This window comes from Pseudomonas sp. yb_5, from assembly GCF_043103865.1.
In the GTDB taxonomy this organism is placed as follows: Bacteria; Pseudomonadota; Gammaproteobacteria; order Pseudomonadales; family Pseudomonadaceae; genus Aquipseudomonas; species Aquipseudomonas putida_Y.
This window is the reverse complement of record NZ_JBICKE010000084.1, coordinates 49,064-64,212: the sequence shown is the minus strand read 5'-3', so window position 1 is coordinate 64,212 and position 15,149 is coordinate 49,064. Positions and strand designations below refer to the sequence as shown.

The window sequence follows — 15,149 nt, the reverse complement described above, 5'->3', positions numbered from 1 at the left end:
TCAATCAGACAGCCTCGTTGTTCTCGTCCTCGAACGCGGCGAACACCGGATCCTCGGTGACGATCTCTTCAGCGGCGATGAACTCGTTGGTGACGATGCCTTCGGCAATTTCACGCAGGGCAACAACGGTTGGCTTGTCGTTTTCCCACGCAACGCGTGGCTCTTTGCCGCCGGTCGCCAGTTGGCGAGCGCGCTTGGTCGAGAGCATGACCAGCTCAAAGCGGTTATCCACGTGTTCCAGGCAGTCTTCAACAGTTACGCGGGCCATGGTCTTCCTCAGTAGCAATTGCGGTGGGCGTGCAGCCCATTAGTGGGCAGGCGGACTCGATAGTATAAAAATTCACCAGCCAATAGGGAAGCGCTGTTTTGCCGGGTGGTACCTTCAGGCCCGCGTCGGCTTCTTCGCGGGTAAACCCGCTCCTACAGGTACCACTTACCTCGTAGGAGCGGGTTTACCCGCGAAAGGGTCGCAACAGACACCCTCGACGCTTTGTCCCGACGATAACCTCAGAGCATCGCGTCACGCAACCGCGGGGTCAGCTCTTCGAACAAGGTCTGCACCGAGCGCAACGCCCGACAATCCGGCCGGGTCAGCAGCCACAACTGGGTGTCGCAGCCGGGCAGGGGGCCGCTCAGTGCATCCACCCCGGGCAGCGCATGCACCATGTAGTCTGGCAGTGCTGCCACGCCCAGGCCGGCCGTGACCAACTGGGCAATGGTCGACATGCTGCTGCACTGGTAGCGCGGGCTCAGGCCCGGGTGCTGCTGGTTGCGCCAGACCACCGTAGGGTGGTCCTGCATCGAGTCGTCAGGTGCGATCCATGGCACGCTGGCAGGCGACTCGCTCAGGCGCTCGCGCCACTGTGGCTGACCGCAGAGTACATAGGAGGTAGAGCCCAGGTTGCGGCCCACCAGGTGCTCCGGTGGCGTGTTGGTCAGGCGCAGGGCAATGTCGGCGTCGCGCCGGCTGAGGTTGGCGAAGGTGTTGGAGGTACCCATTTCCAGCGACAAGGCCGGGTAGTTGGGCATGAACTCGGCCAGTGCCGGCAGCAACAGGCTGTGCATCACCGCCTCGGTGCAGGTCAGGCGCACCGTGCCGCTGACCACCTGCTCGCCACTGGTCATGGCAATGCGCGCCGCTTCCAGCGCCTGCTCGGCACGTTCGGCCTGCTCTGCCAAGGCCTGGGCGGTGTCAGTCGGCAGATAGCCCTTTCGGCTCTTGACGAACAAGGCGGTGCCCAGCGCCGACTCCAATCGGCGGATCGAGCGGAACACGGTCGAAACGTCGACTTTGAGCAGTTCGGCGGCTTTGGCCAGCGAGCGGCCACGTTCCAGTGCCAGGACCAGAGAGAGGTCGGCGTGGGTAATCTGATATTGCATTGATGCACGCTCTGCTTGCCAAATTGCCAATGTCTGTTGCGTCTGAGCCATTTTATAGTGAAACGGCCCCCCGGAATCAATGCGCCCGGTCGGGTAACCAGTCCCCACGATGGGAAAGTGAAAACAACAACAGCTGCAACCATCGTCGCCCGTGAGGCGCCAGCCGTATCCCACATCGCCGCAGCACATCAAAGGATGTACACCATGACGTCGGTAACCCCGTGCGCCAGTTCTTCCAGCGAGATGAATGACTTCCTCCAGGCCCATCCGGACACGCAGTACGTAGACCTGCTGATCTCCGACATGAACGGCGTGGTGCGTGGCAAGCGCATCGAGCGGGCCAGCCTGCACAAGGTGTACGAGAAGGGCATCAACCTGCCCGCATCGCTGTTCGCCCTTGATATCAACGGTTCCACTGTCGAAAGCACCGGCCTTGGCCTGGACATCGGCGACGCCGACCGCATCTGCTTCCCGATCCCCGGCACGTTGTCGGACGAGCCGTGGCAGAAGCGCCCCACCGCCCAGCTGCTGATGACCATGCACGAACTGGATGGCCAGCCGTTCTTCGCCGACCCGCGTGAAGTGCTGCGTCAGGTGGTGAGCAAGTTCGACGAACTGGGCCTGACTATCTGCGCCGCGTTCGAGCTGGAGTTCTACCTGATCGACCAGGACAACCTCAACGGCCGCCCGCAGCCACCGCGCTCGCCGATCTCCGGCAAGCGCCCGCATTCGACCCAGGTGTACCTGATCGATGACCTCGACGAGTACGCCGACTGCTTGCAGGACATGCTCGAAGCGGCCAAGGAACAGGGCCTGCCCGCCGACGCCATCGTCAAGGAAAGCGCACCAGCGCAGTTCGAGGTCAACTTGCACCATGTGGCCGATCCGCTGAAGGCCTGCGACTATGCGATCCTGCTCAAGCGCCTGATCAAGAACATCGCCTACGACCATGAAATGGACACCACCTTCATGGCCAAGCCCTACCCGGGCCAGGCAGGCAACGGCCTGCATGTGCACATTTCATTGCTGGACAAGAAAACCGGCAAGAACATCTTCGCCAGTGACGATCCGCTGCAAAGCGATACGCTGCGCCACGCCATCGGTGGCGTGCTGGAAACCATGCCGGCGTCGATGGCCTTCCTTTGCCCTAACATCAACTCGTACCGCCGCTTCGGTGCGCAGTTCTATGTGCCCAATGCGCCGAGCTGGGGGCTGGACAACCGCACCGTGGCCGTACGTGTGCCCACCGACAGCAGCGACAATGTGCGCCTTGAACACCGTGTAGCTGGCGCCGATGCCAACCCGTATCTGATGCTCGCAGCGATTCTTGCCGGGGTTCACCACGGCCTGACCAACAAGGTCGAGCCCGAGGCGCCGATCGAAGGCAACTCCTACGAACAGTTGGAGCAAAGCCTGCCGAACAATCTGCGCGATGCCCTGCGCGCGCTGGATGACAGCGAAGTCCTCAACCAATACATCAGCCCGGACTACATCGATATCTTCGTGGCCTGCAAGGAAAGCGAACTGGCCGAGTTCGAAGTGTCGATTTCCGACCTCGAGTACAACTGGTACCTGCACACGGTGTAAGCCCATGAGCGCAAATGCGGTCCCTTTGATCGGTGTCAGCGCCTGCCGCCAGCAGGTAGGGAAGAACTCATCGCACACGGTCGGCGACAAATATGTCGAGGCGGCCGGCTTTGCCGGCTTGCCGCTGATCTTGCCGGCCCGTGATGGTGGCAGCGACTCGCATGCGCTGCTGGCCAGCCTGCACGGCATTGTTTTTACCGGCTCGCCTTCAAATATCGAGCCGCATCATTACAATGGCGCCCCCAGTGTGTCGGGTACCCGGCATGATCTGGCGCGTGATCGCCTGACCCTGCCGCTGCTGCAGGCAGCCATTGCCGCCGGTGTGCCCGTATTCTGCATCTGCCGTGGCTACCAGGAACTGAACGTAGCCCTTGGCGGCAGCCTGCACCAGCGTGTGCAGGAACTGCCTGGCTACCTTGACCACCGCGAACCTGAGGACGCCCCCCTGGAGGTGCAATACAGCCCTCGCCACTCGGTCAGTATCGAGCCTGGCGGGTTGTTCGAGCGCTTGGGCCTGGCGGCGCAGTTCGAGGTCAATTCGCTGCACAGTCAGGGCATCGACCGTCTGGCCCCTGGCCTGCGCGTTGAGGCGCGGGCCCCGGATGGCCTGATCGAGGCGGTGTCCATGCCGGCGGCGCCGGGCTTTGTGCTCGGCGTGCAGTGGCATCCGGAATGGCGCTTCAACGAAAACCCGGTCTCGCTGCGTCTGTTTCAGGCGTTTCGCGAGGCCTGCATTGCCTACGCAGTACGGGAGGGCTTACGGCAGGAATGATTCTGACGTCAGCCGAAGGTCTCGGATGACTCGTCCCCGATAGCAAAATTTCAATGAGTGAAAGCGAGCCTTGCACTCAAGGCTTGTGAAAACAATTCCAAAATCTACGGCAAATACTCATGAGCAATTACACAGAAGCCGGTCGCCCACCCGATGTGGCGGCCGACGCGGGCAACACTCAGCGCAGCAAAGGCCTGGCCAAGGGCCGCTTGGGCCTGTTGGCCAGCGTGGTGCTGGGCATTTCCACCATCGCCCCGGTCTATACCCTGACCGGCGCCCTTGGCCCTACCGTGCGTGAGGTGGGTGCCCACCTGCCTGCCGTGTTCATCGTAGGCTTCCTGCCGATGCTGCTGGTGGCCCTGGGCTATCGCGAGCTGAACTCGGCGGAGCCGGACAGCGGTACTTCGTTTACCTGGTCGGCGCGTGCATTCGGCCCGATGATCGGCTGGATCGGCGGCTGGGGACTGGTGGTTGCCACCACGATCGTGTTGTCGAACCTGGCAGGGGTCGCGGTGGACTTCTTCTACCTGTTCCTTGGGCAGATCACCGGCAAGCACGAATTGGCAGCATTGGCCGACAACCTGTTGATCAACATCATTACCTGTTGCGTGTTCATTGGCCTGGCAGTGTGGATCTGTTGTCGGGGTATCGCCACCACCATGACTGTGCAGTACGGCTTGGTGGCACTGCAGTTGCTGGTGTTGGTCGGCTTTGCTTTCGCCGCTTTCGGCGGCACGACCGCGCCTCCACCGCTGGCGTTCGATTTCGCCTGGTTCAACCCGTTCGGTGTCGAGTCGTTCTCGGCCTTTGCCGCTGGCCTGTCACTGTCGATCTTCATCTTCTGGGGCTGGGACACATGCCTGACCGTCAGTGAAGAGTCGGTGGGCAGTGAAGAGGTGCCGGGCAAGGCCGCCACCTGGACAGTGATGTTGATCCTCGGCCTGTACCTGTTCACCGCCATCGCCACCCTGCAGTTTGCCGGTATCAGCGAAACGGGCCTGGGCCTGAACAACCCGCGCATCCAGGAGAACGTCTTTGCCCACCTGGCCGGCCCGGTCATGGGGCCGCTGGCGATCCTGATGTCCATCGCCGTGCTGGCCAGTACGGCGGCGTCGCTGCAGTCCACCTTCGTGGCGCCGGCGCGCACCTTGTTGGCCATGGGTTATTACGGTGCGGTACCACAGAAGTTCGCCAGCGTCTGCCCGCGCTCGCAAACGCCACGCTATGCCACCATCTGCGCCGGCGTGGCCGCAGGCCTGTTCTACGTGACCATGCGTACGCTGAGCGAGAACGTACTGGCAGATACCATCACTGCACTGGGCATGATGATCTGCTTCTACTATTCGCTGACCGCGTTTGCCTGCGTCTGGTATTTCCGCGACAGCCTGTTCGACAGCCTGCGCCACTTCATCATGCGCGGCCTGTGCCCGCTGGTGGGCGGGGTGATCTTGTCGGTGATCTTCGTGCGTACCGCCATCGACAGTGCCTCTCCGGACTTCGGCAGCGGCTCGCATGTGGGTGGGGTGGGGCTGGTGTTCGTGATTGCTGCGATCATCTCGGTGCTGGGTATCGGGCTGATGATCCTGTCGCGCATGCGTGCGCCGGCGTACTTCCTCGGGGCTACCCTGCGCCAGCAGGCTACCTTGCCTCTGCAGGAATAAATCATTGGGGCCGCTTTGCGGCCCTTCGCGGGCACGCCCGCTCCCACAGGTACGGCACAAGCCTCAAGGCAGTGATTAACCCGTGGGAGCGGGCGTGCCCGCGAAGGGCTGCAATGCAGCCCCATCGATCTTTAGCCGATCATTTGCTTCAGCAGCGCCGCATGGCGCTGCTGTTGCTTCTTCAGCAGCAGCCGATTCGAGCGGAACACTGCTTTCAAATCTTCCAGCGCCACGTCGAAATCATTGTTGATGATCACGTAGTCATACTCGTCATAGTGCACCATCTCGCTGACCGCTTCCTTCATGCGCCCGGCGATGATCTCTTCGCTGTCCTGCCCGCGTCCGTCCAGGCGCTGGCGAAGCGCCTCCTGGCTTGGCGGCAGGATGAACACCGACAGCGCCTGTGGCATCAGCTTGCGCACTTGCTGGGCACCTTGCCAGTCGATTTCCAGGATCAGGTCGTAGCCCTGGTCCAGGGTCTGCTGCAGCGCGCTGCGCGAAGTACCGTAGAAGTTGCCGAACACTTCGGCATGCTCCAGAAAGTCACCTTGCGCGATCAGCGCCTTGAATTCCTCGTGGACGACGAAGTGATAGTTCACCCCGTGCTGTTCGCCCGGGCGCATGGCGCGGGTGGTGTGCGAGACCGAGACGCGGATCTGCTGGTCGTCCTTGGTCAGGGCGGTGACCAGGCTGGTCTTGCCGGCGCCCGAAGGGGCCGAAACGATGTAGAGGGTGCCGCTGCTGTGGTTCATGGTCGGGGTGGCCTTACTCGATGTTCTGTACTTGTTCACGCATCTGTTCGATCAATACCTTCAGGTTGACCGCCGCTTGCGTGCTGCGCGGGTCGAAGGCCTTGGAGCCGAGGGTGTTGGCCTCGCGGTTGAGTTCCTGCATCAGGAAGTCCAGGCGCCGGCCAGCGGCCCCACCACCCTTGAGCACTCGGCGTACTTCAGTGACGTGGGTGCTGAGGCGGTCGAGCTCCTCTGCCACGTCGCTTTTCTGGGCCAGCAGGACCATCTCCTGCTCCAGGCGCTGCGGGTCGAGCTCGGCTTGCATGTCGCCGAAGCGGTCGAGAATCTTCTGCCGCTGCGCCGCCAGCATCTGCGGCACCAGGGCGCGCAGGGTAGTGACTTCGCTGGCCATGTTGTCCAGGCGTTCGTTGATCAGCCGGGCCAGCTCCAGGCCTTCGCGCTGGCGCCCGGCCTTGAGTTCGGCCAGCGCTTCGTCGAACAGCGCCATGGCTTCGGCATTCAGTGCCTGTGGGTCGCTGGTGTCGGCCACCAGTACGCCTGGCCATGACAACACTTCCAGCGGGTTCAGGGGGGCCGGCTGCTTGATCAGGCCGGCCACTTCCTCGGCGGCGGCAACCAGTTGCGCGGCGCGCTCATGGTCCACCTTCAGCGGTTTGCCGTTGCTGTCTTCGTTGAGGCGCAAGGTGCATTCCACCTTGCCGCGTGACAGGCCCTGGCGCAGGCCTTCACGTACGCCGCCTTCGAGGTCGCGCAGGGCCTCAGGCAGACGCAAATGCGGCTCCAGGTAACGGTGGTTGACCGAACGCAGCTCCCAGACCAGGGTGCCTTGGCTGCCGGCGCGCTCGACACGAGCAAAAGCGGTCATGCTGTGCACCATGGGAGTACCTCGCGTAGATGAATGAACGGTGGGAGCCTCTCGGCTGCAAGGCGCAGGATTGTAGCGCAGTGTCGCCGTGGCGCCCAATCCACCTATGTTACCGACGGGTGGCTACTGGGGTAGGAAAAGGCGACGGGCTGTGCCGGGCGCGACAATAGGCATGTCTTCCCTGGGCTACGGGCTCTATAATGCTCGGCAGATTCAAAGTCCCAGTACAGGTATCCCAGATGAAACGTCCAAGTGGTCGCGCCGCCGATCAGCTCCGCTCGATCCGCATCACCCGCAACTACACCAAGCACGCCGAAGGGTCGGTACTGGTCGAGTTCGGTGACACCAAGGTCATCTGCACGGTCAGCGTTGAAAACGGTGTACCGCGCTTCCTCAAAGGCCAGGGCCAAGGCTGGCTGACCGCCGAGTATGGCATGCTGCCGCGCTCCACCGGCGAACGTAACCAACGCGAAGCCAGCCGTGGCAAGCAGGGTGGCCGCACCCTGGAAATCCAGCGCCTGATCGGCCGTTCGCTGCGCGCCGCGCTGGACATGAGCAAGCTCGGTGACATCACCCTGTACGTCGATTGCGACGTGATCCAGGCCGATGGCGGTACCCGCACCGCGTCCATTACCGGCGCCATGGTCGCCTTGTGCGACGCTTTGGCAGTGATCAAGAAGCGCGGCGGCCTCAAGGGCGGCAACCCGCTCAAGCACATGATCGCAGCCGTATCTGTCGGCATGTACCAGGGCGAAGCGGTGCTGGACCTCGACTACCTGGAAGACTCCGCAGCCGAAACCGACCTGAATGTGGTCATGACCAGCGCCGGTGGCTTCATCGAAGTGCAGGGTACTGCCGAAGGTGCACCGTTCCAGCCGGAAGATTTCAACGCCATGCTCGCTCTGGCGCAGAAGGGCATGGACGAGATTTTCGAGCTGCAGCAGGCGGCACTGGCTGACTGAAGCCAGCCCAGGAGGTGCGGGGCATGAGCGATTCGAACCTGTCGGTCACCCCGCCCAATGCCGAAGTGCGGCAATGGGCGATGCTCTGCCACCTCTCCGCGCTTCTGGGCCTGGTAGTGCCGCTTGGCCACCTGCTGGGCCCGCTGGTGCTATGGCACCTCAAGCGCGAGCAAGACCCTTTTATCGACGCCCAGGGCAAAGAGGCGCTGAACTTTCAGATCAGCGTGACCATTGCCGGGCTCATCTGCTTCCTGCTGATGTTCGTGGTCATCGGGCTGGTGCTGTTTGCCATGCTCGCAGTGGCCGTGATGATCCTGATCATCATTGCGGCGGTGCGGGCGAATGAGGGCAAGCCTTATCGCTACCCGATGATCTGGCGGCCGATCAAATAACCATTGGGGCTGCAATGCAGCCCCAATGGCCTTTTAGATGGTCAGCGTCCAGTCATAGTCGACGATCAGCGGCGCATGCTGGGAGAAGCGTGGCTGACGCGGCAGGCGGGCGTTGCGCACGAAGCGGCGCAGGCCCGGGGTGAGGATCTGGTAGTCGAACCGATACCCCAGGTTGAGCATCTCGGCCTGCTCGTTGTCCGGCCACCAGCTGTACTGGTCGCCTTCACGGCTGACTTCGCGCAAGGCATCGACATACCCCATCTCGCCAGTGATCGCATCCATCCAGGCGCGTTCTGGCGCCAGGAAGCCCGGCGACTGCTGGCTGTCACGCCAGTTCTTGATGTCGAGCTTCTGCTGCGCCACGTAGAACGAGCCGCAATAGATGTATTCGCGACGCTTGCGACGCTGCTTGTCCAGGTACTTGGCGAAGTCGTCCATCAACTTGAATTTCTGGTTCAAGTCTTCGTCGCCGTTCATGCCCGAAGGCAGCAGCAGGCTGGCAATACTGACTTTGTCGAAATCTGCTTGCAGGTAACGCCCGTAGCGGTCGGCTGTCTCGAAGCCCAGGCCGGTGATGACTGCCTTGGGCTGCATGCGCGAGTAAAGGGCCACACCACCTTGGGCAGGCACTTCCGCGTCGCAGGCATAAAGGAAATAGCCATCGAGCTGGAAAGCTGGGTCGTCGAGTTCAAAGGCCGAGGCGCGGGTATCCTGAAGGCAGATGACGTCGGCATTCTGGGCTTGCAGCCAGCTGAGCAAACCACGCTCGGCCGCAGCCTGAATGCCATTTACGTTCACACTGATGATCCGCATAAATGGCCCCAAAAATCTCGTGCGTGTATGATACCCGAGCTCAACCCATTTAGCTAAATCCGTGGTGTCCGGGACTATTCATGCAGCCGTATCAGCGCGACTTTATCCGTTTTGCCATCGATCGCGGGGTACTGCGTTTCGGTGAATTCACCCTGAAATCGGGGCGTACCAGCCCGTATTTCTTCAATGCCGGCTTGTTCAACACCGGCTCCGCACTGGCTGAGCTGGGGCGTTGCTACGCCGCCGCCATCGTCGACAGCAAGATCCCGTTCGATGTGCTGTTCGGCCCGGCCTACAAGGGTATCCCTTTGGCGGCGACTACCGCCGTGGCCCTTGCCGACCAGCATCAGCTGGACGTGCCATGGTGCTTCAACCGCAAGGAAGCCAAGGACCATGGCGAAGGTGGCAGCCTGGTCGGCGCCCCGCTGGCCGGTGACGTGCTGATCATCGACGACGTGATTACTGCCGGTACCGCCATTCGTGAGGTCATGCAGATTATCAACGCCCAGCAGGCCAAGGCCGCTGGTGTACTGATCGCGCTGAACCGTGAAGAGCGCGGCAATGGCGAACTGTCGGCGATCCAGGAAGTGGAACGCGACTTCGGTATCCCGGTGGTCAGCATTGTTTCGCTGACCCAGGTGCTGGAGTTCCTGGCTGACGATCCACAGTTGAAGCAGCACCTGCCGGCTGTCGAGGCCTATCGGGCGCAGTACGGGATCTGATCCTGGCCTGGGAATGAAAAAGGCGACCTTCTTCAGAGGGTCGCCTTTTTTTGTGCCGCCTGCACTGGCCTCTTCGCGGGTAAACCCGCTCCTACATGGGGCAGCGCCAGGCTCGAGGTCGGCGATTCCCCATGTAGGAGCGGGTTTACCCGTGAAGAGGCCAGTGCAGGCTAACCGATCAATCAGCGCGGCTTGCGATTGGTAATCAGGGTGCCCACACCGCTGTCGGTGAAAATCTCCAGCAGCACCGCATTCGGCACGCGGCCATCGATGATGTGCGAGCTGTTCACGCCGCCCTGCACCGCATCCAGCGCGCACTTGATCTTCGGCAGCATGCCGCCATAGATGGTGCCGTCAGCGATCAGTTCGTTGACCTGCTCGGTGGTCAGGCCAGTCAGCACCTGGCCCTGCTTGTCCATCAGGCCGGCGATGTTGGTCAGCAGCATCAGCTTCTCGGCTTGCAGCGCCTCGGCCACCTTGCCCGCCACCAGGTCGGCGTTGATGTTGTACGACTCACCGTTGGCGCCCACGCCGATCGGCGCGATCACCGGAATGAAATCGCCCTTCACCAGCATGCTCAGCAGGTCGGTGTTCACGCTTACCACTTCGCCCACGTGGCCGATGTCGATGATTTCCGGAGTGGTCATCTCAGGCGTCTGGCGGCTGACAGTCAGCTTGCGGGCGCGAATCAGCTCCGCGTCCTTGCCGGTCAGGCCGATGGCGCTGCCGCCGTGGCGGTTGATCAGGTTGACGATGTCCTTGTTGACCTGGCCGCCCAGCACCATCTCGACAACGTCCATGGTCGCCGAATCGGTGACGCGCATGCCGTCGATGAAGTGGCTTTCGATCGACAGGCGCTTGAGCAGGTCACCGATCTGCGGGCCACCGCCGTGGACCACCACCGGGTTGATGCCCACAGCCTTCATCAGCACGATGTCACGGGCGAAGCCCGTCTTGAGCTCCTCGCTCTCCATCGCGTTGCCGCCGTACTTGATCACCAGGGTCTTGCCGACAAAGCGGCGGATGTAAGGCAGTGCTTCGGACAATACCTCGGCTACATGGGAAGCGGCATCGCGATCGAGGGTCATGCAGGGCTCCTGTAAGGAACAGATAGTCGGTCAGAACGGCAGTTGCAGCTCAGGCTCTACCCGCAGCAACTGGGTGCGGAAAACATCCTTGATACGTTGCAATTCGGCGTCGCTGTCGGCCTCGAAACGCAGCACCAGCACCGGGGTGGTGTTGGAGGCGCGAACCAGGCCCCAACCATTGGCGTAGTCGACCCGCACACCGTCGATGGTGGTCAGGCTGGCTTCGCCCCAGTCGGCGTCGCGTTGCAGTGCATCAATGATGCTGAATTTACCCTCGTCGGTCACATCAATATTGATTTCCGGCGTGGAAATATCGTTCGGGAAGGCGGCGAACAGGTTTTCGGCGCTCTGCTCGGTCTTGCTGAGGATCTCTAGCAGGCGCGCGGCGCTGTAGATGCCGTCGTCAAAACCGTACCAGCGTTCCTTGATGAAGATGTGACCGCTCATCTCGCCTGCCAGCAGCGAACCGGTCTGCTTCATCTTTTTCTTGATCAGCGAATGGCCGGTTTTCCACATCAAGGCGCGGCCACCGTGCTGTTCGATCAGCGGGGTCAGGCGGCGGGTGCATTTGACGTCGAAGATGATCTCGGCGCCCGGGTTGCGCGCCAGCACGTCCTGGGCAAACAGCATCAGCAGGCGGTCGGGGTAGACGATGCTGCCGGTGTTGGTCACCACGCCGACGCGGTCGCCGTCACCGTCAAAGGCCAGGCCGATATCGGCACCGGTTTCCTTGACCTTGGCGATCAGGTCTTCGAGGTTCTCTGGCTTGCCCGGGTCCGGGTGGTGGTTGGGGAAGTTGCCGTCGACCTCGCAGAACAGCGGGATCACTTCGCAGCCCAGGGCTTCGATCAATTGCGGTGCAATCACACCGGCGGCGCCGTTGCCGCAGTCCACCACCACCTTGAGCTTTTTCGCCAGCTTCACGTCGCCGACGATCTGCTGGAAGTAGCGGTCGAGGATCTCGACCTTCTCCACGCGGCCCGGGGCCAGCGTCAGGTCGTTGGTTTTCAGGCGGGTCAGCAGGGCCTGGATCTGTTCGTTGGCCAGGGTGTCACCGGCGATGACGATCTTGAAACCGTTGTAGTCCGACGGGTTGTGGCTGCCGGTCAGCATCACACCAGACTTGCCGGCCAGCACGTTGGCGGCGTAGTACAGTGCCGGGGTGGGCACCAGGCCGACGTCGCTGACATGGCAGCCCGCATCGACCAGGCCTTTGATCAGTTGTTCCACCAGCATCGGGCCCGACAGGCGGCCATCGCGCCCTACCGATACCTGCGGTTCGCCCTGGGCCAGGCTTTGCGCGCCGATGGCACGGCCGATCCAGTAGGCGGTTTCGGCGTGAAGGGTCTTGCCGACCACACCACGTATGTCATAGGCGCGGAAAATGCTGTCGGGCAATGCGGCGGGGACCAGGTGGGCCATGTCGTTCATCTCTGGAAGCTCCATTAGTCAAAGGCTTTCTGGGCAGGCGCAAACTGAACGCTTGGACGGTGGTTTCGCCAGAGAGTTCGCCATCCTTGGCCTGAACGGTCATCTGCCGGCTCAGTGGCTGCCGGAGTGACCGAAGCCGCCAGCGCCACGCTGGCTTTCGTCGAACGCTTCGACGATGTCGAAGTGAGCCTGCACCACCGGTACCAGCACCAGCTGGGCGATGCGCTCGCCAACCGCGATGGTGAACGGCGTGTTTCCGCGGTTCCAGCACGACACCATCAGCTCGCCCTGGTAGTCCGAGTCGATCAGGCCGACCAGGTTGCCCAGCACGATGCCGTGCTTATGGCCCAAGCCCGAGCGTGGCAGGATGACTGCCGCCAGGCCTGGGTCGCCGATGTAGATCGACAGGCCGGTAGGAATCAGAATGGTCTGGCCTGGCTCGAGGACGGTGTCTTCCTTGAGCAGGGCGCGCAGGTCGAGGCCGGCGGAGCCGGGGGTGGCGTACGCGGGTAGCGGGAATTCGCTACCCAGGCGTGGGTCGAGGATCTTGGCTTGAAGAGCGTGCATGTAACTTATTGAACCTGGTTGAGCCGTTCGGCGATGAAGGCGACCAGTTGCCGGGCGATCTTGCCCTTGCTGGTCTGCGCGAAGAGGGTCTGGTGCTGCTGGCGGTCGATCACGGTCAAGGCGTTTTCTTCGCTGTTGAAGCCGATGCTGGGGTTGGCCACATCATTGGCGACGATCAAGTCGAGGTTCTTGTCCTTGAGCTTGCGCGTGGCGTAATCGAGCAAGTGTTCGGTTTCGGCGGCAAAGCCGACGCTGAACGGGCGGTCGGCGCGGCCAGCAATGGTGGCAAGGATATCGGGATTACGCACCATCTGCAGCAGCATGCCGTCGCCGGTCGTAGGATCTTTCTTCAGTTTTTGTGTGGCAACCACTTCGGGGCGGTAGTCCGCAACCGCTGCCGAGGCGATGAACAGGTCGCACGGCATGGCCGCTTCACAGGCCGCGAGCATGTCTCGCGCGCTGACGACGTCGATACGGCTGACCCGGTCAGGGGTTGGCAAGTGCACAGGGCCCGTGACGAGGGTAACCCGAGCTCCTGCTTCGGCGGCCGCTTCGGCCAAGGCGAAGCCCATCTTGCCGGAGCTATGATTGGTGATGTAGCGCACCGGGTCGATGTTTTCCTGGGTCGGCCCGGCGGTGATCAGCACGTGCTTGCCGGTCAGAGCCTGGCGTTTGAAGCTTTCTGCGGCGCACCAGGCCAGGTCGGTGGCTTCGAGCATGCGCCCCAGGCCGACGTCACCACAGGCCTGGCTGCCGGATGCCGGGCCGAACACCTGAATGCCACGGCTCTTGAGCTGCTCGAGGTTGGCCTGGGTGGCCGGGTCACGCCACATGGCCTGGTTCATCGCCGGCGCCACGGCGACGGTGGCGTCAGTGGCCAGCACCAGCGTGGTCAGCAGGTCGTCTGCCATGCCCTGGGCCATGCGTGCCATGAGGTCGGCGGTGGCTGGGGCGATCAGCACCAGGTCTGCCCACTTGGCCAGTTCGATATGGCCCATGGCAGCTTCGGCGGCCGGGTCGAGCAGGTCCATGTGTACCGGGTGGCCCGACAGTGCCTGCAGGGTCAGCGGGGTGATGAATTCTGCACCACCCCGGGTCATGACGACGCGCACCTGCGCGCCGTGCTCCAGGAGACGGCGAATCAGCTCGGCGCTTTTGTAGGCGGCAATGCCGCCACCCACGCCGAGAACGATGCGCTTGCGATACAGCCGCTGCATAGGCTTGCCTTTTTCCAGTGAGAGCGGGCGACGACGTTTGAAATGCCTGCGGCGGAACGTCGCATGTACGAGGCGAAATAGATTAACACAGGGCCGAAATGGGCCGCAGCAAAGGCAGGGGTGGAATGAACATCAGGGAGTGGCCGGCGGAAGAACGGCCTAGGGAGAAGTTGTTGCAGCGAGGGGCAGGGAGCCTGACAGATACGGAGCTGCTGGCCGTTTTTCTCGGCTCAGGCGTACGTGGGCGTAATGTCGTGGAGCTTTCGCGAGGCTTGTTGGTGAAGTTCGGCAGCTTGCGCCGGTTGCTGGAGGCTGACCGCGAGGCCTTCGTCGGCGAGCTTGGGTTGGGCCCGGTGAGGTACAGCCAGCTGCAGGCACTGCTTGAGATCGGCCGCAGGCACCTTGCAACGTCGATTGAGCGGGAGTCTGCCATGGACAACCCGGCAGCGGTGCGACGCTACTTGAAAGCCATGCTCAGGCATGAGGCCAGCGAGGTGTTCGGGTGTCTGTTTCTCGATACCAAGCACCGACCACTGGCATTTGAGATCCTGTTCAGGGGCACGATAGATCGGGCGAGTGTCTATCCGCGAGAGGTGGTGCGGCGGGCGTTGGTGCACAACGCTGCGGCATTGATCCTGTGCCACAACCATCCTTCAGGGATCAGTGAACCGAGTCAGGACGATGTGCATTTGACCCTGTCGTTGAAGCGGGGGTTGGCGTTGATCGACGTGCGGGTGCTGGATCACATCATCATTGGTGACGGGGAGCCGTTGTCGATGGTCGAGCATGGGTGGATTGTGGCCTGAGGGAGTACTGAGCGCCTTGTAGGGTCAGTACGGGCCCTTTCGCGGGTGAACCCGCTCCTACAGGGGTAGCGTCAACTGCCAGGCTGGCGCTGTCCTGTAGGAGCGGGTTTACCCGCGAAGAGGCCGGTACAGGC

The 15,149-nt window shown here is 62.3% G+C and carries 15 protein-coding genes and 1 pseudogene; 7 read left to right on the top strand and 9 right to left on the bottom strand.

Annotation, left to right across the window (positions count from 1 at the left end):
* Nucleotides 1-4: 4 nt before the first annotated feature.
* Together rpoZ and ACF8GF_RS14080 are read right to left on the bottom strand one after the other, a co-directional pair.
* Nucleotides 5-268, bottom strand: a complete 264-nt coding sequence (gene rpoZ / locus ACF8GF_RS14085; RefSeq protein WP_003253383.1) for a DNA-directed RNA polymerase subunit omega — start codon at nt 266-268, stop codon at nt 5-7.
* Nucleotides 269-507: 239 nt separating this feature from the next.
* On the bottom strand, nt 508-1,380 hold the full coding sequence (locus tag ACF8GF_RS14080) for a LysR family transcriptional regulator (protein ID WP_176682889.1): 873 nt from the start codon (nt 1,378-1,380) through the stop codon (nt 508-510).
* Nucleotides 1,381-1,584: 204 nt separating this feature from the next.
* Here ACF8GF_RS14080 and ACF8GF_RS14075 point away from each other — a divergent pair, with 204 nt between their 5' ends.
* From ACF8GF_RS14075 to ACF8GF_RS14065, 3 genes are all read left to right on the top strand, one after another.
* Nucleotides 1,585-2,967 (top strand): glutamine synthetase family protein, encoded by a 1,383-nt coding sequence (locus ACF8GF_RS14075; RefSeq protein ID WP_176682888.1) that lies wholly within the window; start codon nt 1,585-1,587, stop codon nt 2,965-2,967.
* Nucleotides 2,968-2,971: 4 nt separating this feature from the next.
* The gene (locus tag ACF8GF_RS14070) at nt 2,972-3,739 is read left to right on the top strand and encodes a gamma-glutamyl-gamma-aminobutyrate hydrolase family protein (RefSeq protein ID WP_176682887.1); all 768 of its coding nucleotides are present in this window, start codon (nt 2,972-2,974) and stop codon (nt 3,737-3,739) included.
* A 119-nt stretch (nt 3,740-3,858) separates the two neighbouring features.
* A complete protein-coding gene (locus tag ACF8GF_RS14065) occupies nt 3,859-5,400 on the top strand; it encodes an APC family permease (RefSeq protein ID WP_392461489.1) in 1,542 nt (513 codons plus the stop codon).
* Between the two features lie 131 nt (nt 5,401-5,531).
* On the opposite strand, the gene gmk is transcribed toward ACF8GF_RS14065, so the two are convergent.
* Together gmk and ACF8GF_RS14055 are read right to left on the bottom strand one after the other, a co-directional pair.
* Complete coding sequence (gene gmk, locus ACF8GF_RS14060) at nt 5,532-6,152, bottom strand: guanylate kinase (protein WP_176682885.1); 621 nt, start codon at nt 6,150-6,152, stop codon at nt 5,532-5,534.
* A gap of 13 nt (nt 6,153-6,165) precedes the next feature.
* A complete protein-coding gene (locus ACF8GF_RS14055) occupies nt 6,166-7,029 on the bottom strand; it encodes a YicC/YloC family endoribonuclease (RefSeq protein ID WP_176682884.1) in 864 nt (287 codons plus the stop codon).
* 227 nt (nt 7,030-7,256) lie between these two features.
* Here ACF8GF_RS14055 and rph point away from each other — a divergent pair, with 227 nt between their 5' ends.
* Together rph and ACF8GF_RS14045 are read left to right on the top strand one after the other, a co-directional pair.
* The gene (rph, locus tag ACF8GF_RS14050; protein ID WP_176682883.1) at nt 7,257-7,979 is read left to right on the top strand and encodes a ribonuclease PH; all 723 of its coding nucleotides are present in this window, start codon (nt 7,257-7,259) and stop codon (nt 7,977-7,979) included.
* Between the two features lie 23 nt (nt 7,980-8,002).
* Nucleotides 8,003-8,371 (top strand): DUF4870 domain-containing protein, encoded by a 369-nt coding sequence (locus ACF8GF_RS14045; protein ID WP_176682882.1) that lies wholly within the window; start codon nt 8,003-8,005, stop codon nt 8,369-8,371.
* A 33-nt stretch (nt 8,372-8,404) separates the two neighbouring features.
* On the opposite strand, the gene ACF8GF_RS14040 is transcribed toward ACF8GF_RS14045, so the two are convergent.
* Nucleotides 8,405-9,184: an exodeoxyribonuclease III gene (locus ACF8GF_RS14040; protein ID WP_003253401.1), complete on the bottom strand. Its 780-nt coding sequence runs from the start codon at nt 9,182-9,184 to the stop codon at nt 8,405-8,407.
* A gap of 80 nt (nt 9,185-9,264) precedes the next feature.
* On the opposite strand from ACF8GF_RS14040, the gene pyrE reads away from it, so the two are divergent.
* Nucleotides 9,265-9,906: an orotate phosphoribosyltransferase gene (gene pyrE / locus ACF8GF_RS14035; protein ID WP_003253405.1), complete on the top strand. Its 642-nt coding sequence runs from the start codon at nt 9,265-9,267 to the stop codon at nt 9,904-9,906.
* 182 nt (nt 9,907-10,088) lie between these two features.
* Here pyrE and argB read toward each other — a convergent pair whose 3' ends face one another.
* From argB to coaBC, 4 genes and pseudogenes are all read right to left on the bottom strand, one after another.
* A complete protein-coding gene (gene argB / locus ACF8GF_RS14030) occupies nt 10,089-10,994 on the bottom strand; it encodes an acetylglutamate kinase (RefSeq protein WP_176682881.1) in 906 nt (301 codons plus the stop codon).
* Between the two features lie 30 nt (nt 10,995-11,024).
* Nucleotides 11,025-12,392, bottom strand: a pseudogene (locus tag ACF8GF_RS14025) (phosphomannomutase/phosphoglucomutase); the annotation flags it as partial.
* A 144-nt stretch (nt 12,393-12,536) separates the two neighbouring features.
* Entirely contained in the window at nt 12,537-12,992 is a 456-nt protein-coding gene (dut, locus tag ACF8GF_RS14020) for a dUTP diphosphatase (RefSeq protein ID WP_176682879.1), read from the bottom strand.
* A gap of 5 nt (nt 12,993-12,997) precedes the next feature.
* On the bottom strand, nt 12,998-14,209 hold the full coding sequence (gene coaBC, locus ACF8GF_RS14015) for a bifunctional phosphopantothenoylcysteine decarboxylase/phosphopantothenate--cysteine ligase CoaBC (protein ID WP_176682878.1): 1,212 nt from the start codon (nt 14,207-14,209) through the stop codon (nt 12,998-13,000).
* A gap of 125 nt (nt 14,210-14,334) precedes the next feature.
* Here coaBC and radC point away from each other — a divergent pair, with 125 nt between their 5' ends.
* Entirely contained in the window at nt 14,335-15,015 is a 681-nt protein-coding gene (gene radC / locus ACF8GF_RS14010) for a DNA repair protein RadC (protein ID WP_176682877.1), read from the top strand.
* The last annotated feature ends 134 nt before the right edge of the window (nt 15,016-15,149 follow it).

Coding starts and splice junctions, on each gene's coding strand:
- rpoZ (WP_003253383.1), bottom strand. CDS start 268: ATGGCCCGCGTAACTGTTGAAGACTGCCTGGAACACGTGGATAACCGC.
- ACF8GF_RS14080 (WP_176682889.1), bottom strand. CDS start 1,380: ATGCAATATCAGATTACCCACGCCGACCTCTCTCTGGTCCTGGCACTG.
- ACF8GF_RS14075 (WP_176682888.1), top strand. CDS start 1,585: ATGACGTCGGTAACCCCGTGCGCCAGTTCTTCCAGCGAGATGAATGAC.
- ACF8GF_RS14070 (WP_176682887.1), top strand. CDS start 2,972: ATGAGCGCAAATGCGGTCCCTTTGATCGGTGTCAGCGCCTGCCGCCAG.
- ACF8GF_RS14065 (WP_392461489.1), top strand. CDS start 3,859: ATGAGCAATTACACAGAAGCCGGTCGCCCACCCGATGTGGCGGCCGAC.
- gmk (WP_176682885.1), bottom strand. CDS start 6,152: ATGAACCACAGCAGCGGCACCCTCTACATCGTTTCGGCCCCTTCGGGC.
- ACF8GF_RS14055 (WP_176682884.1), bottom strand. CDS start 7,029: ATGGTGCACAGCATGACCGCTTTTGCTCGTGTCGAGCGCGCCGGCAGC.
- rph (WP_176682883.1), top strand. CDS start 7,257: ATGAAACGTCCAAGTGGTCGCGCCGCCGATCAGCTCCGCTCGATCCGC.
- ACF8GF_RS14045 (WP_176682882.1), top strand. CDS start 8,003: ATGAGCGATTCGAACCTGTCGGTCACCCCGCCCAATGCCGAAGTGCGG.
- ACF8GF_RS14040 (WP_003253401.1), bottom strand. CDS start 9,184: ATGCGGATCATCAGTGTGAACGTAAATGGCATTCAGGCTGCGGCCGAG.
- pyrE (WP_003253405.1), top strand. CDS start 9,265: ATGCAGCCGTATCAGCGCGACTTTATCCGTTTTGCCATCGATCGCGGG.
- argB (WP_176682881.1), bottom strand. CDS start 10,994: ATGACCCTCGATCGCGATGCCGCTTCCCATGTAGCCGAGGTATTGTCC.
- dut (WP_176682879.1), bottom strand. CDS start 12,992: ATGCACGCTCTTCAAGCCAAGATCCTCGACCCACGCCTGGGTAGCGAA.
- coaBC (WP_176682878.1), bottom strand. CDS start 14,209: ATGCAGCGGCTGTATCGCAAGCGCATCGTTCTCGGCGTGGGTGGCGGC.
- radC (WP_176682877.1), top strand. CDS start 14,335: ATGAACATCAGGGAGTGGCCGGCGGAAGAACGGCCTAGGGAGAAGTTG.